Raw genomic sequence first — 17,687 nt, 5'->3', positions numbered from 1 at the left:
CCTGGAGTCCTGATGTCCATTTACCGCTTGCTGTTCTGTGTCGCTTTGAGTATGTCCATGTTGACCATTCATCCTCGGGTGTGGGCCGCAGCCTACAATTTTACCTACAAGATTGCCGGCGACGTCGGCATTGCACCGGTGCAGGCGTTCGATGATGGCGAAAAGATATATATCCAGTTCAGGGATGTGAAGCAGCTGCCGGCGATCTTTGCTGATACACCGGCCGGCCAGGTATTGCTGCGCCTGGGTATCGACTACGACATCGAAGTACCGTTTGTGGTGATACGGCGGCTTGAATCAGAATTGATATTTGTGGTGCGGCAGCGGAGGGCTTTTTTGCGGTATGTGGGCATGACTGAAGAGGTGCTGAAAAATAGCTGAAAGAGTCATTTATTGTTTCGACACCCCGATCTCAAGTGGTGTAATCGATACAAATTTCCAAAAATAAACTTAAATTAACACGCTCCCCTGCAGATAATGAATTCTATGTATTCTGCCCAATTTGCAACTTGAAAAGTTTTGCGGCTACACTGTCGAATAAATATTATGGATACACAATATTTTTTCAAAAAACATTTCTAGTTAAATTGCAAAAGAGTGTTTTTGTGATTGCCTATATCCAAAACCATAACTATATCTATAAAAACAGCTATGAAATTTGCGCATTGGAAGGACTTGTTTGGATCCCTTCAGGATCTAATGCAAAAGGGGGGGAAATTCGGAAAGGCTGCGGCTCAGGTAAGCGGCATACTTAAATTAGCCCAACGGAAAAATACGGTCTCGGAAGTATTTTTCGGTATCCCTACTACTAATCACGGCGAAAGTCGCATTCAGCATTGCATTAAATATGATCTGCAAGGAGCGTGCAGACTTATTACCGTCCAACACAACGACGTGTGTTTTTTGATGTTTGCGGGAACCCATGACGACTGCACCGATTGGCTTGAGCGAAACAAAGGCATCCGTTTTCACCTGAACACAATCGATGGCCGCGGAGTCTTTGAGGCTACACGAGTAAGCGACGATGTAAGCGATGCGTCAAAGAGACTCACCACTATTCCTGATTTCTCAGCCGGAAAGTTGTGGGAAAAATTGCCTGCACGATACTTCGACAAACTTTGCGTAGGACTTTCGGAAGAACTTGTAGTAAAGCTCAAAATGCTAACTTCAATTGTCGAAGATGACGTGCTTCTTGAACTCGCAATAGAGGCCGATGGCAGCGGTGATATTGACCATCTTTACGACACCTTTAATTTATTGCGTGGCGGATCAGTACAAGAAGCAAAGGCGCGTATAGATTTACACAACGGCGATGTCACTCCGCTTGATGTAATTCAGAAAGACACCATCGATAAAGTTAGTTCAGGTGATGAAGTTGTCATGAATGACGACGTCGACGCTGTTTTGTTCGACCACTTTCTAAAGACCGCTTCATTTCAAAAATGGATGCTCTATCTTCATCCTAGTCAACGTGAATTCGTTAAGCGTGATTTCAATGGGCCAGCGAGATTAACAGGAGTAAGCGGCTCCGGGAAAACGTCTGTACTGATTCATAGAGCAGTTCGACTTGCTCGCGAGTTTCCACAAGAACGTATTTTAGTTCTGACGCTAAATCGGGCACTCGCCAAAATGATCAAAGATTTAACGGAAACATCCATGGGGGACGATGCCCCTAAAAATCTAGTCGTACAATCATTTTGGGAACTATGTCAAGAAAAACTTCTGGAATTTGAGCCGGAAAATGGTCAGATTTATTGGGACAAGACAATAAAAACAAATAAATTTGCTATCGAAGAACATATTGATGAAATATGGTCGGAATATTACGAGTGTAAAAACAACAATATAACAGCGAAGGTATTGGAGCCTTTGCATAGGACACTAATTAATCGAAACATTTTCCCATCTGATTATATTCGCCAAGAATTTGACTATTTGAGAAGTGCTTTGGGTCCCTTAGAGCGAAAAAACTATATCCGTTTGGAACGCGAAGGGCGATCGGTCCCCTTGGAAGAGCGATATCGGAGTAACGTCATTGATGGACTCGCTTCTTGGGAGAGCAAGATGACGAATGTCGGCGCAATTGACTATCTCGGGCTAGCAACTGCGCTGTACAAACATATCACAAAGATAAAACCTATTTTTCGCTGCGTTTTAGTCGACGAAATGCAGGATTTTGGTTGCGTTGAACTAAAAATCATTCGAGCGCTAGTTGCAACTGGGAAAAACGATATTTTTCTTTGCGGAGATTTAGCACAGAGTGTCTTAACCAAATATCATAAGCTTTCAGAGAGCGGGATTGATATCGTAGGAAGATCCCACTCGATTAGAAAAAATTATAGGAACAGCCGCGAAATTTTAGCTGCGGCATTTGAATTATTTATTCAAAATAAAAAGCTATTCTCGTCGGCTAGCGCTATCGAGATCCTGAATCCAGAATATGCAAATTTTTCGTCCTCGCCACCTCTTCTTTTAATGGCAGAGGATTTTACAAGCGAATTGTCATACGCAATTGATTATTTACACTCGCTACTAAGAGATGAAAATGGTGCGTCACGAAAATTTTGTATAGCCATATGTGGATACAATCAGCGTGAAATCGAGCTCATTGCAAAAAATCTATCGTTAAATGTTCTTACCGGCGACACTGACGTCGTAGCTGGTCAGATTTTCGTTTCCGATTTAGAACAAACAAAGGGCTTCGAATTTGATTCAATGATTATCTTGAATTGTTCAAACAGCGTGATTCCCTCCCCCGCATTACCTGTCGAAGAATCTTACCGAGAAATCTGCAAACTGTATGTTGCGATGACTCGCGCAAAAACAGAATTAATCGTTTCATATTCAGTAAACGCGTCATCCTTCATTATGGAAATTTCAACCAAGTTTACACAAGGTGCTTGGGATACGTATGCATCAAAAGCCCCAATGCCAAAGTTTGTGTTCGCCAAATCACGATTTATTGATGATTCAGATAAAGAATTACTCAATATGACCGCTCACGCCATATTGTATTTACCTGAAGCTGTTGGCCTTACAACCGCAGCGCAAGAAAAGCTTTTACAAACCGTGACAGGAACAACTCGATTCCAAAATGGACGGCAAACAGAGTGGAAAACGTTTTCCTTTTTTTATGATGGAATCCGAAGAATGCCCACAATACGGAACTACAATGGAATTAGCGAAGGCGTTTGGAACGAGCTCCAAAACTTATTCACTAAGTTAGATAACTCGGAAAAAAGCTTGGCAGCTACAATTCGAAACTCAACACTATCTTCACCGAAGCGCCCCATACTGAAATTGAAAAATAACGTATAAGTTGCCAATTATGGAGGGGAAGTGGAATCAGAGAAGAGGGCGCGATATCTTTGATTCCATTGAGATCAAGAACAGAACAAAAGAACTTCTTTTTTGCATCACCTTCTCTCTGGCCATTGCCACATCACTCATTCGCAATAACTACTCCCCCCTTGAGGCGCTCGGTAATGGCAAGCCTGACTGACTCTGGGGCCGCTTCCAAAAGTGCCGGCCACTCCGCCTGTGCCTGCTTCACAGTTTGCCTGGCCAACTGCAGCAATCTGCTGGCGCGCGGCACCGCCGACTCTATCAACAATGCATCAAGATCGCTCCAGGTAAGCGCGCGCACCGTAGCGTCGATTTTGCGATTGATGGCATAGTCAGCTTCAGGTACGCCGGCAAAAAAGGACGTCACACAAACAGGATCGTAGAGTGGCGACAGTTGTGGCGTTACACCGTCGGGATACGTCAGTGCCCAGTTCTTCAAGTGCGCATCCGTATTACCCATAAGGATGAACGTGACGAACCGGCGCACAAATTCCTGGACGTCGAGCGCTGAATTACCCGAAAACTCGTTCAGCACGCGCAGTACATCCGAATAGTCCTTGTGCAAGCCTTTACCGTATTTGTGGCGAGGTTCATAGCCGAGAACCTGCGTAAATTCTTCCATGTGAATACGTGTACCATCCTCGCGGCGATCAAAGCGCTTTACAGCCAGAATGTTATCGAACTGCACCACTTCGGGCAGCTCCGCCTCATCACGCGAAATCACGGTCGCCTGCGCACAATGCAAACCCAACGCCTGGCACAACTGATAACCCATGTATTCGTTGGCCACCAGATCAGGATGGCGCGTGCTGGGGAGCTTCAGGATGTAGGAACCGGCTGCACCGTGACGTTTGACGACATAGCGCCGGCCATCGTGGATAGCCGAGAACTTGGTGACGACGCCCGGCAATGCGGCGGCGTCTTCCACTGGGAATTCGACGAATCCCGGCTCCAGGACATCCAGCCCCATCGTCGTGTGCCAGTTGCGCACAGCGTCCGGAATGTCCTCATCAGGAGGCATGGGTTCAACCTCGATGCCGCCCATCAAATCATGCCCGGCGGCAGCCAGCAGTTCGAACTCGTCATCCGAACGGCATCCCCGCTGCGAAGCCAAACGTTCGCGGTTGTGCCCCTCAGGCAGCAGGTTCTGGAAATAGGACGGCCATTTGCCGTCGTTTCGCACCAGACGCACGTCACGCGCAGCACTCAGGAGCTCCACCGTAGCCGCGTTGGTGCGGGCTTGATAACTCAAAGAGAGCGTCGGCCGGCCCGGGTTGCTGATATACGACTGCTCGAACGAGACCCGCAGGATGTCACCGTACTGGGAGAGGTAGCCAATCGGCTGTTTCCCGGCAGGGGTATGCAAGTACAACCGCAAGTAACGGATTTCGGTGGTCATCAACGCCCTTTTGGTCGTTTGTGTGTTCCGAGCGATTCAGGTGGCTGACGAAGCAGATCATCCACGACAGAGGTCGGGGCATCCACGCCAGCCGGCTGGCCCAGATACCGCCCTCCAGAGCGAACAAAGTCCTCCAGATCCGGCCGCAATGCACGCGGCACCAGCATGATCTCCATCCCGAGTACTTTCGCCAGCACCTCCAGCGTCGAAAGCTTCGGGTCGATGGTCTCTGCTTCCAGTTTCTGGATCGTCATGCGGTTGAGCCCGGCCTTGCTGGCCTCAGCGTCCTGGCTCAGGCCTGCGGCTTTTCGTGCGCCAGTGAGCTCTTGAATAAATTTGCTCATTTTAGTTAGCTTTTCTCTATAAATGATAATTGAGATTAGCATTTATAGGATTGTGGGACAAGCCCGCATTGATTATTAAAACAACCAATTCAGTTAATTTCCATACAGCAATTTTATATTGCAAGATTAACAGATCGGTTGCCACCAATGATAATTACAGATATCAATTAATAATAATAGATTATTGAAGACATCATTTTATCCATGTGGAAATCGGGATAAAAAGATAGCTTCGCAGCCTTATTGCCAAGTTGGGTCAACCTGTTGTGGGGTGGTCTTGCTATTCCCTGCACCGTATCACGGTGTTCTCGCAGTCAAGGGCTGCGCGTGCAGGCACGCTGGCGTCCTTGCGGCCGGCATTGCCCCCTGACTGCTTGCGCTGCACCGTGCTGTGCGCGGCTCCGGGCAATTCCGCCCAGCTACCGGAGCACAACATGGCAACACATCCAATTTCTTTTGATACCAGCCTTCTGGTTCGTGATGATCACGGACAGTACGTCATGGCCACAGCCGATCAGATTCTTGATGCGGCCCGTCATGTCATTGATTACAAGGTTCGTCGCGGTGTACCACTGATCTCAGCCAACATGGTCAAGGAATATCTCAAGGCCAAACTGGCTGGCTACGATCGCGAAGTGTTTGCGGTCATTCTGATGGATGCGAAGCTTTGTATGATCGACTATGTCGAGCTGTTTCAGGGCACCGTCACCCAAACCCCGGTGTATCCGCGTGAAGTCGTCCGGCTGACGATGAAATACAACGCAACCCATGTCATCATCAGTCACAACCATCCTACGGGCAGCACAGAACCATCAGCGGCCGACGAGGCCCTGACGCAGCGTCTCAAGGCAGTACTGGATCTTGTCGATGTCAGGATACTGGATCACATCATCGTGGCAGGTAATGAGACGACGTCATTTGCCGAACGCGGGCTGCTTTGAAGAAAGGGGCTTCGGCCCCTTTTTTGCTGCGCCGGATGCCATGCTTTGAATCGGGAATTTGATGCGCCGGCCGGAGTCTTATGCGGATCAAAAATGTACAGACCGAAAGGATTAATGATGAAATTCATTACAGCGTTGATTTCGATGTTCTTGATCTGCGGCAGTGCCGCTGCATCTCCTGCACAAAAATCAGTCTATATGGTCTCTGCACTGCTGCAGGTTCCTGGCACCACAACGGTCAATTTAATGCAGGGTATTCAGATTGCAGCATCAGAAGTCGAGGCGGTAAAGATTTTTTCGGTGCATGCCAAGGCCAGGCATCCGGGACGGGTAATCATTGATACGTTGTCCAGCCCCGTGTCGCTACCGGTAATCAGGGATTGTGGAATATCAGTCAGATTCGAGGGTCATGAAACAGCAGTGATGTAGTACATTGAAAATGCTGTGCCCCTTAGGCTCACCCTACTGAGCGCAGCTACACATCAGCACTCTGGAACGCTGATATACTGTTTATATATACAGTATTTATTGTCAAAATGAAAGTTTCCGTCATCCGAACCCGTATCCGTGGCGTGCTTGTTCCGAAGCGGGCATGGGCGCGCGAGTCTACTTACGATGGCGACCTAGCCATCTCCGTGACACGTGACAATCGACTCAACCGCCTCACCAAAACTGCACGGCTCACGCGTGGGGAAAACGAGCGCCTGCTCGAACTATTGGATGTCAATTTAGAATGGGTCAACGAGGAAAGATTGGTGCTCACCGGCTTTGAGGCACATACGGAAGCTGGCCAGATCATCGACTATGCACAATCGTGGCTCTGCCTGGTGGGTGCCGGACGACGGTTGAAGAGCGAGCAAGATCAATACGAAGAGGAACGCTTCCGCGTTGCTCACGGACCGCGGTTGGCCAAGTCTGACAGCAGGTGATTTTGTTGCGCAAACGCGCAACACTACGGCGTAGAATGAAGCTCCGGTCATCGGGGAGCGCTGCCATGTGCGTCAACTACAAACCACCTACGCGTCTGGAGATAGCCAACTTCATTCGTTCAAGAATGGATGATCCGGCAGAATGGCCCATTGAGACTTGGCAAGACTATGCCGCGCCGATTATTCGATCAGGTGAAACACCAGATGCCGAGCCAGAACTCGTTGTCGGTACCTTTGGCATGATTCCGAAACGCTTCCTGCCACCCGGCAAGAAAAGCATAACGACAATGAACGCCCGCGCCGAAACCATCGGCCAAAAACCTGCCTTTGCCAAAGCATGGCGCCTGGGGCAAACCTGCCTGCTGCCGGCGCATCACTTCTACGAGCAGAATTACGAGTCGGGAAAAGCGGAGCGCTGGGCGATAGGCATGGACGATGGCCAACCATTTTGCGTAGCCGGACTATGGCGCTCTTGGGAGGAACCTGAACGTGGCGTTTCGTTTGCATTTACACAGATCACCATCAACGCTGACGAGCATCCATTGATGCGGCGGTTTCACAAACCCGGCGATGAAAAGCGCAGCCTTGTCATCGTGCCGCGTAGTGAATATGCGGATTGGCTATCTTGCAATAATCCTGAGCTCGCCCGGTCCATGCTATTGCCATTTCCTGCGGCTCGCATGAAGGCATGGGCTGCGGCCCGTTAAGCAGATTCGCGGCAAAAATTCGTCGATATCATGCGTTTGAATGAGGACAAAGTTCACATTTGAGAGAAAACTATCGTTACGTTGATCTCCAAAAAGAAGAACAACGGACCACGAATGAATTTTTTCTCAGGAATGGAAGTCCCCTATGCGAAAAATAATCCAGTGCATTGCCACGTGTGCAGTTGTATTCTCGGCTGGCGTCCAAGCTGAAGATCTGGTGGTGAAGTTTGTCAACCAGACCGGTGAGGAGCACAAAGGAGTAGTTCTGATTGGCTGGACCAAGCAAGGACAAAAGGTGATGGACGGCGTGCGCCCGGTACCCGGTTTCGGCACGATTCCATTTCGTCTGGCGAATTGCAGTCAGTACTCTCAATGGCAATTCATTGCTTCAATAAAGTACTCAGACAATCCGGATAACTTCGATACCGTATTGATGGACACCGGGAAAAGGCCGGTGACAAAGTGCGAATATACAATCACCGGAAAAAAAGGATAAGCCACAAATTAGCTGCGGCTAAAATTTTCGCCGAAGACCTCCAGATGACATCTATACCAACTAGCTCACATGTACTCAGCCACGCGGAGAACGAAACGACGCATATATGAATGATGAGACAAGTATTTTTACCGTTTTTCTGGTCGCCACCTAAGCGGCATACGCTTGCGTCAATATTTCAGACGGAATATTGCTTGCCTCGATAAGTGAGCGCGTATAAGAATGCTGTGGCGCACCCAGCACTTCGCCCACGCTGCCGGCCTCAATGATCGCGCCGTCCTTCATAACGATGACGTCATGTGCCATGGCATGGATGACGTCCATGTCATGCGTAATCAGAAAATAACTCAGGCCATATCGTTTTTGCAACGACTGCAGCAACGACAAGACCTGTTTCTGGATGGTCACATCCAAGGCGCTGGTGGGCTCGTCCAGCACCAGTACATCGGGATGGGTGATCAAGGCCCGTGCGATGGCGATGCGCTGGCGCTGGCCACCCGAAAATTCATGCGGATGACGCGTCAACAATCCCGGGAATTGTGCTTCACCCAGGCCGACCGCCGCTAACATCGACAGCACACGATCACGGCGTGCCTCAGCGTCGAGCTGCGGCTCATGAAACGCCAGTGCTTCGCCCACGATGCGGCCTACGTTCATGCGCGGACTCAACGATGCGTAGGGATCCTGGAATACCACCTGGATGCGCCGGCGCAATGCCTTTTGTGCAGCGAAGCCTGCGGCCTTGGTTTCACCCCAGGAGGCGCCACCGATCACGATGTCTCCTCTGGCGTCCAACAATCCCAGCACTGCTTGCGCCAAGGTGGATTTACCGGAGCCGGACTCACCAATGATGCCCAACGTACGGCCAGCCCCCAAGTCGAACGATACATCCCGCACGGCACTGAAATGCTGCCTTCCAAACAATTCACGCAGCGAGTTGGCGGGCATACGGTAGTCGACGCAGACCTCGCGCGCCCGTATCACGCTTTCACCTGGCTGCCCATTCGCTTCGATTACATCCCGCACCGGCTTGCTTTCGAGCAGCTTGCGGGTATAAGGGTGATGAGGATGCTGCATGACAGTGCTGACGGCGCCCTGCTCCACCACGCGGCCATGCTGGAGCACGACGACGCGATCGGCAAAACGTCGCACCAGGCTCAAGTCGTGGGTGATGATCAGCACAGCCATGTTGCGTGAACGCTGCAGGCGATCGAGCAGTTCCAGAATCTGCAGGCGCAAGGTCACGTCCAGCGCGGTGGTCGGTTCATCGGCCAGCAGTAGGCGCGGCTCGCTAGCCAAGGCCATCGCAATCATGGCGCGTTGACGTTGGCCGCCAGAGAGTTGATGGGGGTAAGCGCGAGCACGGCGTTGCGGCTCGGGAATTTCAGTCTCGGCAAGGCGCTCCACGGCCTTAGCCCAAGCGCTACGTGCATTGAGTCCATGTTTGACGCGGTAAACCTCGGCGATTTGCTCCCCCACCGTATAGAGTGGATTCAACGCAGTCATCGGTTCCTGAAAGATGACTGCAATATCGCGCCCGCGCACTGCCAGCAAGTCGCGTTGAGGCAACAGCGTCAGGTCGACACCATCGAACTGGACCTGTCCCGCCACGTCGGCGCCCGGCACCAGCTTCAGGATGCTGAGTGCGATCACACTTTTTCCTGAACCAGATTCGCCGACCAAAGCGACCTTCTCGCCCGACTTGACGTCGAAGGAAACACCGTGCACCACCTGCCTAGGGCCAAAGTGAATATCGAGAGCGTTGATCGTCAGTAACGGTTCGGACATGGGAAACTTTCAAACAAGTTGTGTGTGATGAGGAGCCCGACGCCGATCAGATCCGGGTGCAGGAGTCACGCAACACCAGTTCGGTGGGCACGTGGATACGGCTGAAATTCCAGTTGTCGCGGTCGGCCAGACGTTGCAACAACAAATGCGCGGCCTCACGCCCGAGTTCGTAGGCAGAGTAACGAATCACCGTCACTGCCGGTTGCGCCAACTCCGCCAATTCGCTGTCGTTGGTGGTGATCAGTGAAAGGTCTTGCGGAATGCGTACACCTTTGGCGCGGCAGGCCGATAGCACCCCCCGCAGTAAATGGCGACCCAGCGCCAAAATGGCAGTCGCCGGTTCCGACATCGAGAGCAGTAATTGGGTGTGACGAAATCCAAAAGCATCTTCGGCGATACCCTCGTTCACCCGCAGCAAGCAAGGATCAATCTCCACGCCTTGTTCCCGGTGCGCCTCCGTGAAGCCGCGCAAGCGATCGCGACCGACACGATTGTTGCGGCCACCCGCCAGCAGGGCAATGCGCCGATGACCCAGATTCAACAAGTGACGGGTGGCGTGCAAGGTACCTTCATAGTGGTCGGCAATCACAGCACCGGCGGTTTCCACGCTCACATCACGTTCCAGCATCACCACCGGAAAGCGCGCGCCGGCAAGGCTTTCCAGCACGGCTGGATTGTCCTCATCGGTGATCGTGAAGATCAGGCCATCTGCCTGGCGCTGGTCGAACAAATCAATCAGGCTGCATTCCTGCTCGGGGCGATGATTGCTGCTGCCGACGATCAACAGATAACCAGCTTGGGTGAGCACATCTTCAGCGCCCTTGATCATGGAGGCATACAACGGGTTTTCCAGATCCGAAAAAATGAAGCCAATCATGCGCGAAGCCTGGCCCCGCATGTTCTGCGCCACCATGCTTGGCTTCCAGCCCAGCTTGTCGATAGCGTGCCGGACCTTGGCCCGTACCGCAGGGCTCACGTTAGGCACCTCGTTAACCACCCGTGACACGGTGCCAACGGAAACGCCCGCCAACAAGGCCACATCGCGCACGGTGGGGCGCTCCCTTGGCGTTCGCGTCGAAGAAGACGTCGCGGCGGCGACCTGGTTGTCAGAGATAAGCATGTCCCGGAGTTTTATTGTGTGAATAAGCAATGCGCGAAACGCTTTGTCCGTGACTCAATGTATGAATCGTTTCATATCTTGCCACGTGCTCGAAACACGGCACACGAAGCATTTCTCATTTCCTAATTACTTTATTATTCATTCCCTTTGCGCGGCTGGTGCGCCACTGGCATGGAGCATGCGGCAACATCTTGAATGCACAACAACCTTTCTTTGTAAGTCGATCGTCCGCATAAGCAAATACGTAAACATTAGTTTTTGGCTTCTTGATGAATCGTTATCATGCAGCGAAATCACCTTCGCCCTGGTGACCTATCACGGAGCAAAAGAAATGACGATTCGCATCACACGCCGCCCGTTCCTGCTCGGCATTGGCAGTCTGGCACTCGCGGCAGGCCTGTCGCTGAGCATGCAGGTGCAGGCGCAGATCCAACCCAAGCGCGGTGGTACGCTGCAAGCCATCGTGCAGCCGGAGCCGACGGTGTTGACCAATGCCTTCAACACCAGCTTTCCGATCGGCGTGGTCGCAACCAATGTATTCGACGGCCTGATTGCCTTTGACGACCAACAACGTCCGCAACCCAGCCTTGCAACCAGCTGGATCGTGTCCGAAGACGGCAAGACCGTCACCTTCAAGCTGCGCCAGGGCGTGAAATGGCATGACGGCAAGGACTTCACTTCCGCCGACGTGCAATTCAGCGCCATGGAGATCTGGAAGAAGATCCACCCGCGCGGACGCAACACCTTTGCCGCCATCACCGCGGTCGACACGCCCGATAAATACACCGCTGTGTTTCGGCTGTCGCATCCTTCGCTGGTCATTTTCAGCTCGCTCAATGCAAATGAAGGTCAGATCCTGCCGCGCCATCTCTATGAAGGCACGGATATCCTGAAGAATCCCTACAACATCAAACCTATCGGCACCGGTCCCTTCCGTTTCAAGGAGTGGCAACGAGGCCAGTACATCATCCTCGAGCGCAACCCCAACTACTGGGAGCCGAACAAGCCCTACCTCGACCGTCTGATCTTTCGCGTGATCCCTGACGCCAGCTCGCGCGCCGCAGCGCTGGAAAGCGGCGACGTCCAGTACGCACCGTTCGATCAGGTGCCGCTGTCGGACGTCAAACGTATCGCCGCCCTGCCCAATCTCGCCATCAGTCTGGATGGCTACACATGGCAATCCGCTTATGTTTTCTTGGAATTCAACCTGCGCAACCCTATCCTGCAACAGCTCAAGGTACGCCAGGCGATCGCCCATGCCATCGACAAACAGGCCTTGATCAACACCGTCTGGTACGGCCTTGGCAAGCCTGCCACCGGACCGATCCCTTCCGCCCTCAAGACTTTCTACACTGCCGACGGCGTGCCGCAATACAACTTCGATCCGGCCAAGGCGGAGAAGCTTCTCGACGAGGCAGGTTATCCGCGCAAGGCCGGCGGCGTGCGCTTCACGCTCAACCAGGAATACCAGAACTTCCACGAAACCTTCAAGAACAATGCTGAGTTCATTCGCCAGTCCCTAAAACGCGTCGGTATCGAAGTGGTGATCCGCAACCGCGATATCGCCGGCCATCTGAAAGCGGTCTATTCCGACCATGACTTCGACATCAACACCGGGCGCTGGGTACCGACGCTGGATCCCGAGGTCGGCAGTTTCCGCCACTACTGGTCCAAGGCGATCGCCACCGGTGTGCCATGGACTAATGCCTCCGGTTACTCCAACGCCAAATTCGACAAATTGATCGAGGCGATTCAGGTTGAGCCCAATGCAAAAAGGCGCACTGAACTTTTCCATCAGTTCCAGCGGCTGGCCGAAACCGACCTGCCGGTGATACCACTGATCGAGCAAGCCAACTTCACCGTCTACAACAAGGCCGTGCACGGACTAGGCAAGGCTCCCGATGCGGCGCTGTCGTCGCTCAGGAACGTCTGGCTGGACCAATAAGCACTCACTGAAAGGAGCTCGACAATGACACAGGAACTCAAAGGCCGCGTGGCCCTGATCACCGGCGGTAGCAAAGGCATCGGCCTAGCAGTGGCGCGTCGGTTCGCGCAGGAAGGTGCGCGCGTGGCCATCGTCTCGCGCTCGCAAGAAAACATCGACGCCGCCGTGCGCGAACTGGCCGATGAGGGACTGGAGGTGTTCGGCGTGGCCGCCGACCTGCTCGACGCCGCCCAAAGCGAAGTAGCGGTGGACACCGTGGAAGCTGAGTTGGGGCCGATCGACCTGCTGGTCAACAGCGCCGGCGCCGCCAAACGCCACGAGCCCGAAAAACTGACGCCGGCCCTGTGGCAGCAAACCTTCGACGCCAAGTTCTATCCCAGCATCCATATGCAACACGTCGTGCTGGAACGACTGGCCGCACGGGCCGGGCAACGTCAATCTTCCGAGGAGCAGATCGGGGCCATCGTCAACATCATTGGCACCGGTGGCAAGCACCCCACCAGCACCCATCTCGCCGGTGGTGCCGCCAATGCCGCGCTGATGCTGGCCACCGTGGGGCTGGCCGCGCACTACGCTCCACTGGGCATCCGCATCAACGGCGTCAACCCCGGAGCCACGCTGACTGGACGCATTGAGCAGGCGCTCCGACTGGAATCCGAACGCCGTGGTATCAGCCGCGAACAGGCGCTGGCAGAAGGCCAGGCTGCCATTCCGCTGCGCCGTTACGGACGCCCCGAAGAAGTCGCCGAAGTAGCCCTGTTCCTGGCCAGCCCGCGCGCCAGCTATGTGGTGGGTGCATTGATTCCCGTGCATGGCGGCGCCGGCCCGGTGATCTGATCATGTCGTCCTCCCTACCTGGATACATCGGCCGGCGGCTATTGCAATTGCTGCCGATTGCACTGCTGATCGTGTTGACCACCTACATCCTGATGCGCCTGGCACCTGGCGACATGGCCGATGTCATCGCTGGTGAATCCGGCGCCGCCACGCCGGAATACATGGCACAACTGCGCAGCCAGTTCAGCCTGGATTTACCCGCCGGCACCGTGTTCCTGAACTACCTGCGCAACCTGCTGCACTTCGACCTCGGCTTCTCGTTCCACAACAGCATGCCAGTGGCCGACCTGATCCTGCAACGCGTCGGACCAACGCTGGTTCTGATGCTCACCAGTCTTGGTATTGCCGCCACCTTGGGTGTGGCGCTGGGCGTCGTTTCGGCACGCTATCGCGGCACGTGGCTGGACGAAGTGATCTCCGCGCTTTCTACCATCGGATTCGCCACCCCGGTGTTCTGGGCTGGACTGGTGTTGATCGTGGTGTTTTCTGTTCACCTGAAGTGGCTGCCCTCCGCTGGCATGAGCAGTATTGGCGGCCCACCCGTAACGACCATGGCAGGGTTGCTGGAGCACATCCGCTACCTCCTGCTGCCGGCGCTGACATTATCGTTCTTTTACCTCGCTATTTACGTGCGCATCACGCGCTCGGCGATGCTGGAAGTATACGGCATGGACTTCGTGCGCACCGCGCGCGCCAAGGGTCTCTCCGAATTGCGCGTGTCGCTCAAGCATGTGCTGCGCAACGCTTTGCTACCAGTGGTCACACTCACGGGACTGCAACTGGCCTCGCTCATGGGTGGCTCGATCGTGATTGAAACCATTTTCGCGTGGCCCGGCCTCGGCCGCCTGACCTTCGACGCGGTGTTTTACCGCGACATCAACCTGCTACTGGGCGTATTCCTGTTCAGCTCCTTGCTGGTGGTGGTGATGAATCTACTGGTAGACATCCTCTACGCCTTCCTCGATCCACGCGTCGTCGGAGGCCGCTCATGATACAAACCGTGACCCAACGCTGGTTGCGCATCCTCGGCGGTGCGCGTCCTCTGTTGCTGGGCTCCATCATCCTGGCGTTCATCCTGGCCTGCGCCGCGTTGGCCGGCCATTTCTATCCCGGCGATCCGCTCGATATCGTGGCTGCGGCCAATCTCTGGCCGGGCGCTCCGGGACACTTTCTGGGCACTGACATGATGGGCCGCGACATCGCCGCCGGCCTCATGCACTCAGCCGGAGTGTCGTTGTCGGTGGGATTTTTCGCGGCGCTGCTGTCGGTGACCATAGGCATCGCCATCGGTGTGACGGCAGGTTATTTCCGTGGCTGGCTTGATGAGGTACTGATGCGCGTGACTGAAATGTTTCAGACCTTGCCCAGCTTCTTGTTCGCCATTGTGCTGGTGGTTATCCTGACGCCTTCCATCGCCAGCATCACCTTCGCCATCGGCATCACCACCTGGCCGCAGATCGCCCGCCTGGTGCGCGCGGAGGCACTTCGAGTACGCAATGCAGAATACGTCACGGCGGCGCGCACCATCGGTCTGCCCAGCCGCAGCGTCATCTGGTCGCACGTGCTGCCCAACAGCCTCTCGCCGGTGGTGGTGGCGACCTCGGTGTTGATGGCGCAAGCCATCCTGACCGAGGCCTCGTTATCTTTCCTCGGGCTGGGTGACCCCACCGTGATTTCATGGGGCAGCATGATCGGTATGGGCCGCTCGACTCTGCGTACAAGCTGGTACATGACGGCGTTGCCGGGCGCAGCGATCTTCATCACCGTCATCAGTTTCATGCTGCTCGGGAATGGCCTGAACGATTACTTCAATCCGCGTCTGAAAAAGCAATCGGCACGATGAGCAACACCATGACAACTGAACCAACGGACCTCGCCGAGCGCCGCCGCAGCGTGCGCGAAGACTTGGCCGCCGCCCACCGGCTGGCGGTCTGGCACGACCTCACCGAAGGCATCTACAATCACCTTACCGCCATGGTGCCAGGAACAATCGACCAGTTCTACGTGCCGCCGTTTGGCCTGCACTGGAGCGAAGTGCGCGCCAGCGAATTGCTGACGGTTGATTTTGGCGGCCGCATCATCGCCGGGGAGGGCATCCTGCAGCGTTCGGCCTACTGCATCCACGCTCCGATCCATGCCGCCAACCCCAAACATGCAGTGGCCTTGCACACCCACATGGCTTACGCCAGCGCGCTGGTGCGCCTGGAAGACCAGCGTCTGCAACCGCTGGGGCAAACCGAAGCCTTGCTCATCGACCAGATCGCCTACGACGAGCACTACGACGGCCTGGCGCGCGACCCGGCCGAAGGCGAGCGCCTGGTCCAGGTGCTGGGCGACAAGACCATCCTGTTCATGGCCAACCACGGCGTGCTGGTCACCGGGCGCACGGTGGCCGAAGCCTATGACCGCCTGTATTCGCTGGAACGCTACGCGCGCGTGCACCTGCACGCGCTGTGGACAGGTCGCCCCACCAGGTCTCTGAGCCCGCAACAGGTCGCCAAGGTGCAAGACCAGATCCGTAACACGGCCATGCACGACGGCCGCAATCACCCCAACAAACCTGCTTTTCAGCTGCATTTCGACGCCCTGCGCCGACTGCTCGACAAGCGTGAACCGGACTACACTTCATGAGCGCCCTCGACTCCACTCTCACCGGCGCGCAGACGCTGTTGGCAACTACCCTGCAACTCGCCCACGAGTTCGCCCAAGGCGCCGCGCACCGCGATGTCGCGCGCGAACTGCCGCATGCGCAGATCCGGGCCCTTGCAAAAAACGGCGTGCTGGCCGCGCGCGTGCCGCGTGAATTCGGCGGAATGGATCTGAACATCGTCGATCTGGTAGCGATCTATGTCGCCCTGGCCAAGGCAGATCCCAACATCGCTCAGGCCATCCAGCCGCACGCGTGCGGCGTCGAAAAGATCCGTCTGTACGGTACCCCCGCACAGCAACGCCGCTATTTCGCGTTGCTGCGGGAAGGCGCGATGATCACCAATGCTTCCGCAGAAAAAGGTGGCGGTACAGTGGGTGAGATCCGCGTGACGCTCTCGCGCACTGCTGATGGCAAGGGCTGGCAACTCAACGGCGACAAACACTATTGCACCGGCAGCTTGTTCGCCAGCCATTTCTATGCACTGGTGCTACGTGACGACGGCGGACGCAGTATCGCTTTGCTGCCGCGTGAGCGTGTTGGTGTCGCCATCATCGACGACTGGGATGGCATGGGTCAGCGCACCACGGCCAGCGGCACGGTGCGCTTCACACAGGCCGACGTCGCCGATGACGAGCATCTGCCGTTACCACCAGCCGGCACGCTGCGCACGCATGAAGGCGCGTTCGCCCAGATCCTGCACGCAGCGATCGATACCGGCATTGCATTGGCTGCTCTCGAAGACGCCGCGCGCTATGGCCGTGAACGGGCGCGGCCGGTACCCGAGGCCAAGGTCGCGCGTGCCGGAGACGATCCTTATGTGTTGCACGCCGTAGGTGAAATGGCAATGTTGGCGCACGGCGCTGAGGCGCTGCTGGACCGCGCCGCCCGCGCGCTCGACAAGGTCCTGCCGCGCGCCTTGGATGGCCAGGCCAGCGACGCCGAACTCGGCCACGCATCGATTGCCGTGGCCGAAGCCAAAATGGCGGCCAACGAAGCTGCGCTACGTGTGAGTGAAATGCTCTATCGCGTCGGTGGCGCCGGCGCCACCGTGCGCGGCTGGAATTTAGACCGCCACTGGCGCAATGCCCGCACTCACACCACGCACGACCCGGTGGCCTACAAAGCCAAAGCCGTCGGGGATTACTACCTCAACGGCGCGCTGCCGCCCATCACGACCAAAATCTGA

17 protein-coding genes are annotated in these 17,687 nt (G+C 54.9%); 13 read left to right on the top strand and 4 right to left on the bottom strand.

The window, feature by feature from the left end:
• The first annotated feature begins 12 nt into the window (after nt 1-12).
• Both AKL27_RS18170 and AKL27_RS18165 read left to right on the top strand, forming a co-directional pair.
• The gene (locus tag AKL27_RS18170; protein WP_050464268.1) at nt 13-381 is read left to right on the top strand and encodes a TrbG/VirB9 family P-type conjugative transfer protein; all 369 of its coding nucleotides are present in this window, start codon (nt 13-15) and stop codon (nt 379-381) included.
• Between the two features lie 270 nt (nt 382-651).
• The gene (locus AKL27_RS18165) at nt 652-3,318 is read left to right on the top strand and encodes a UvrD-helicase domain-containing protein (protein ID WP_050464267.1); all 2,667 of its coding nucleotides are present in this window, start codon (nt 652-654) and stop codon (nt 3,316-3,318) included.
• A gap of 124 nt (nt 3,319-3,442) precedes the next feature.
• On the opposite strand, the gene AKL27_RS18160 is transcribed toward AKL27_RS18165, so the two are convergent.
• Together AKL27_RS18160 and AKL27_RS18155 are read right to left on the bottom strand one after the other, a co-directional pair.
• Nucleotides 3,443-4,744 carry a type II toxin-antitoxin system HipA family toxin gene (locus AKL27_RS18160; protein ID WP_050464266.1) on the bottom strand — a complete coding sequence of 434 codons (1,302 nt, stop codon included), beginning with the start codon at nt 4,742-4,744 and terminating at the stop codon, nt 3,443-3,445.
• A complete protein-coding gene (locus AKL27_RS18155; protein WP_050464292.1) occupies nt 4,744-5,088 on the bottom strand; it encodes a helix-turn-helix domain-containing protein in 345 nt (114 codons plus the stop codon). The genes AKL27_RS18160 and AKL27_RS18155 overlap by 1 nt, the downstream gene beginning before the upstream one ends.
• A 434-nt stretch (nt 5,089-5,522) precedes the next feature.
• Between AKL27_RS18155 and AKL27_RS18150 the strand changes: the two genes are divergently transcribed.
• From AKL27_RS18150 to AKL27_RS18130, 5 genes are all read left to right on the top strand, one after another.
• Complete coding sequence (locus AKL27_RS18150) at nt 5,523-6,029, top strand: JAB domain-containing protein (protein WP_050464265.1); 507 nt, start codon at nt 5,523-5,525, stop codon at nt 6,027-6,029.
• 117 nt (nt 6,030-6,146) lie between these two features.
• On the top strand, nt 6,147-6,458 hold the full coding sequence (locus tag AKL27_RS18145; RefSeq protein ID WP_157056987.1) for a hypothetical protein: 312 nt from the start codon (nt 6,147-6,149) through the stop codon (nt 6,456-6,458).
• 107 nt (nt 6,459-6,565) lie between these two features.
• The gene (locus tag AKL27_RS18140) at nt 6,566-6,958 is read left to right on the top strand and encodes a hypothetical protein (RefSeq protein WP_050464263.1); all 393 of its coding nucleotides are present in this window, start codon (nt 6,566-6,568) and stop codon (nt 6,956-6,958) included.
• 65 nt (nt 6,959-7,023) lie between these two features.
• Nucleotides 7,024-7,665 (top strand): SOS response-associated peptidase family protein, encoded by a 642-nt coding sequence (locus tag AKL27_RS18135; protein WP_050464291.1) that lies wholly within the window; start codon nt 7,024-7,026, stop codon nt 7,663-7,665.
• 145 nt (nt 7,666-7,810) lie between these two features.
• Nucleotides 7,811-8,161: a hypothetical protein gene (locus AKL27_RS18130; RefSeq protein WP_050464262.1), complete on the top strand. Its 351-nt coding sequence runs from the start codon at nt 7,811-7,813 to the stop codon at nt 8,159-8,161.
• A gap of 150 nt (nt 8,162-8,311) precedes the next feature.
• Here AKL27_RS18130 and AKL27_RS18125 read toward each other — a convergent pair whose 3' ends face one another.
• Both AKL27_RS18125 and AKL27_RS18120 read right to left on the bottom strand, forming a co-directional pair.
• Nucleotides 8,312-9,949, bottom strand: a complete 1,638-nt coding sequence (locus AKL27_RS18125; protein WP_050464261.1) for an ABC transporter ATP-binding protein — start codon at nt 9,947-9,949, stop codon at nt 8,312-8,314.
• A gap of 46 nt (nt 9,950-9,995) precedes the next feature.
• The gene (locus AKL27_RS18120) at nt 9,996-11,069 is read right to left on the bottom strand and encodes a LacI family DNA-binding transcriptional regulator (protein WP_050464260.1); all 1,074 of its coding nucleotides are present in this window, start codon (nt 11,067-11,069) and stop codon (nt 9,996-9,998) included.
• Nucleotides 11,070-11,400: 331 nt separating this feature from the next.
• Here AKL27_RS18120 and AKL27_RS18115 point away from each other — a divergent pair, with 331 nt between their 5' ends.
• The 6 genes from AKL27_RS18115 to AKL27_RS18090 are packed head-to-tail and all read left to right on the top strand — an operon-like array spanning nt 11,401 to nt 17,687.
• Nucleotides 11,401-13,014: an ABC transporter substrate-binding protein gene (locus AKL27_RS18115; protein WP_050464259.1), complete on the top strand. Its 1,614-nt coding sequence runs from the start codon at nt 11,401-11,403 to the stop codon at nt 13,012-13,014.
• 24 nt (nt 13,015-13,038) lie between these two features.
• Nucleotides 13,039-13,851 (top strand): SDR family NAD(P)-dependent oxidoreductase, encoded by an 813-nt coding sequence (locus tag AKL27_RS18110; RefSeq protein WP_050464258.1) that lies wholly within the window; start codon nt 13,039-13,041, stop codon nt 13,849-13,851.
• A gap of 2 nt (nt 13,852-13,853) precedes the next feature.
• On the top strand, nt 13,854-14,843 hold the full coding sequence (locus tag AKL27_RS18105; protein ID WP_050464257.1) for an ABC transporter permease: 990 nt from the start codon (nt 13,854-13,856) through the stop codon (nt 14,841-14,843).
• The gene (locus AKL27_RS18100; protein ID WP_050464256.1) at nt 14,840-15,694 is read left to right on the top strand and encodes an ABC transporter permease; all 855 of its coding nucleotides are present in this window, start codon (nt 14,840-14,842) and stop codon (nt 15,692-15,694) included. The genes AKL27_RS18105 and AKL27_RS18100 overlap by 4 nt, the downstream gene beginning before the upstream one ends.
• Entirely contained in the window at nt 15,691-16,482 is a 792-nt protein-coding gene (locus tag AKL27_RS18095) for a class II aldolase/adducin family protein (RefSeq protein WP_232311022.1), read from the top strand. Before AKL27_RS18100 ends, AKL27_RS18095 begins: the two co-directional genes overlap by 4 nt.
• The gene (locus AKL27_RS18090; protein WP_050464255.1) at nt 16,479-17,687 is read left to right on the top strand and encodes an acyl-CoA dehydrogenase family protein; all 1,209 of its coding nucleotides are present in this window, start codon (nt 16,479-16,481) and stop codon (nt 17,685-17,687) included. Before AKL27_RS18095 ends, AKL27_RS18090 begins: the two co-directional genes overlap by 4 nt.

The organism is Herbaspirillum autotrophicum (genome assembly GCF_001189915.1).
Taxonomy (GTDB): domain Bacteria; phylum Pseudomonadota; class Gammaproteobacteria; order Burkholderiales; family Burkholderiaceae_D; genus Herbaspirillum; species Herbaspirillum autotrophicum.
Note: the sequence above shows the minus strand (reverse complement) of the source record. Positions and strands in the feature narration are given on the sequence as shown.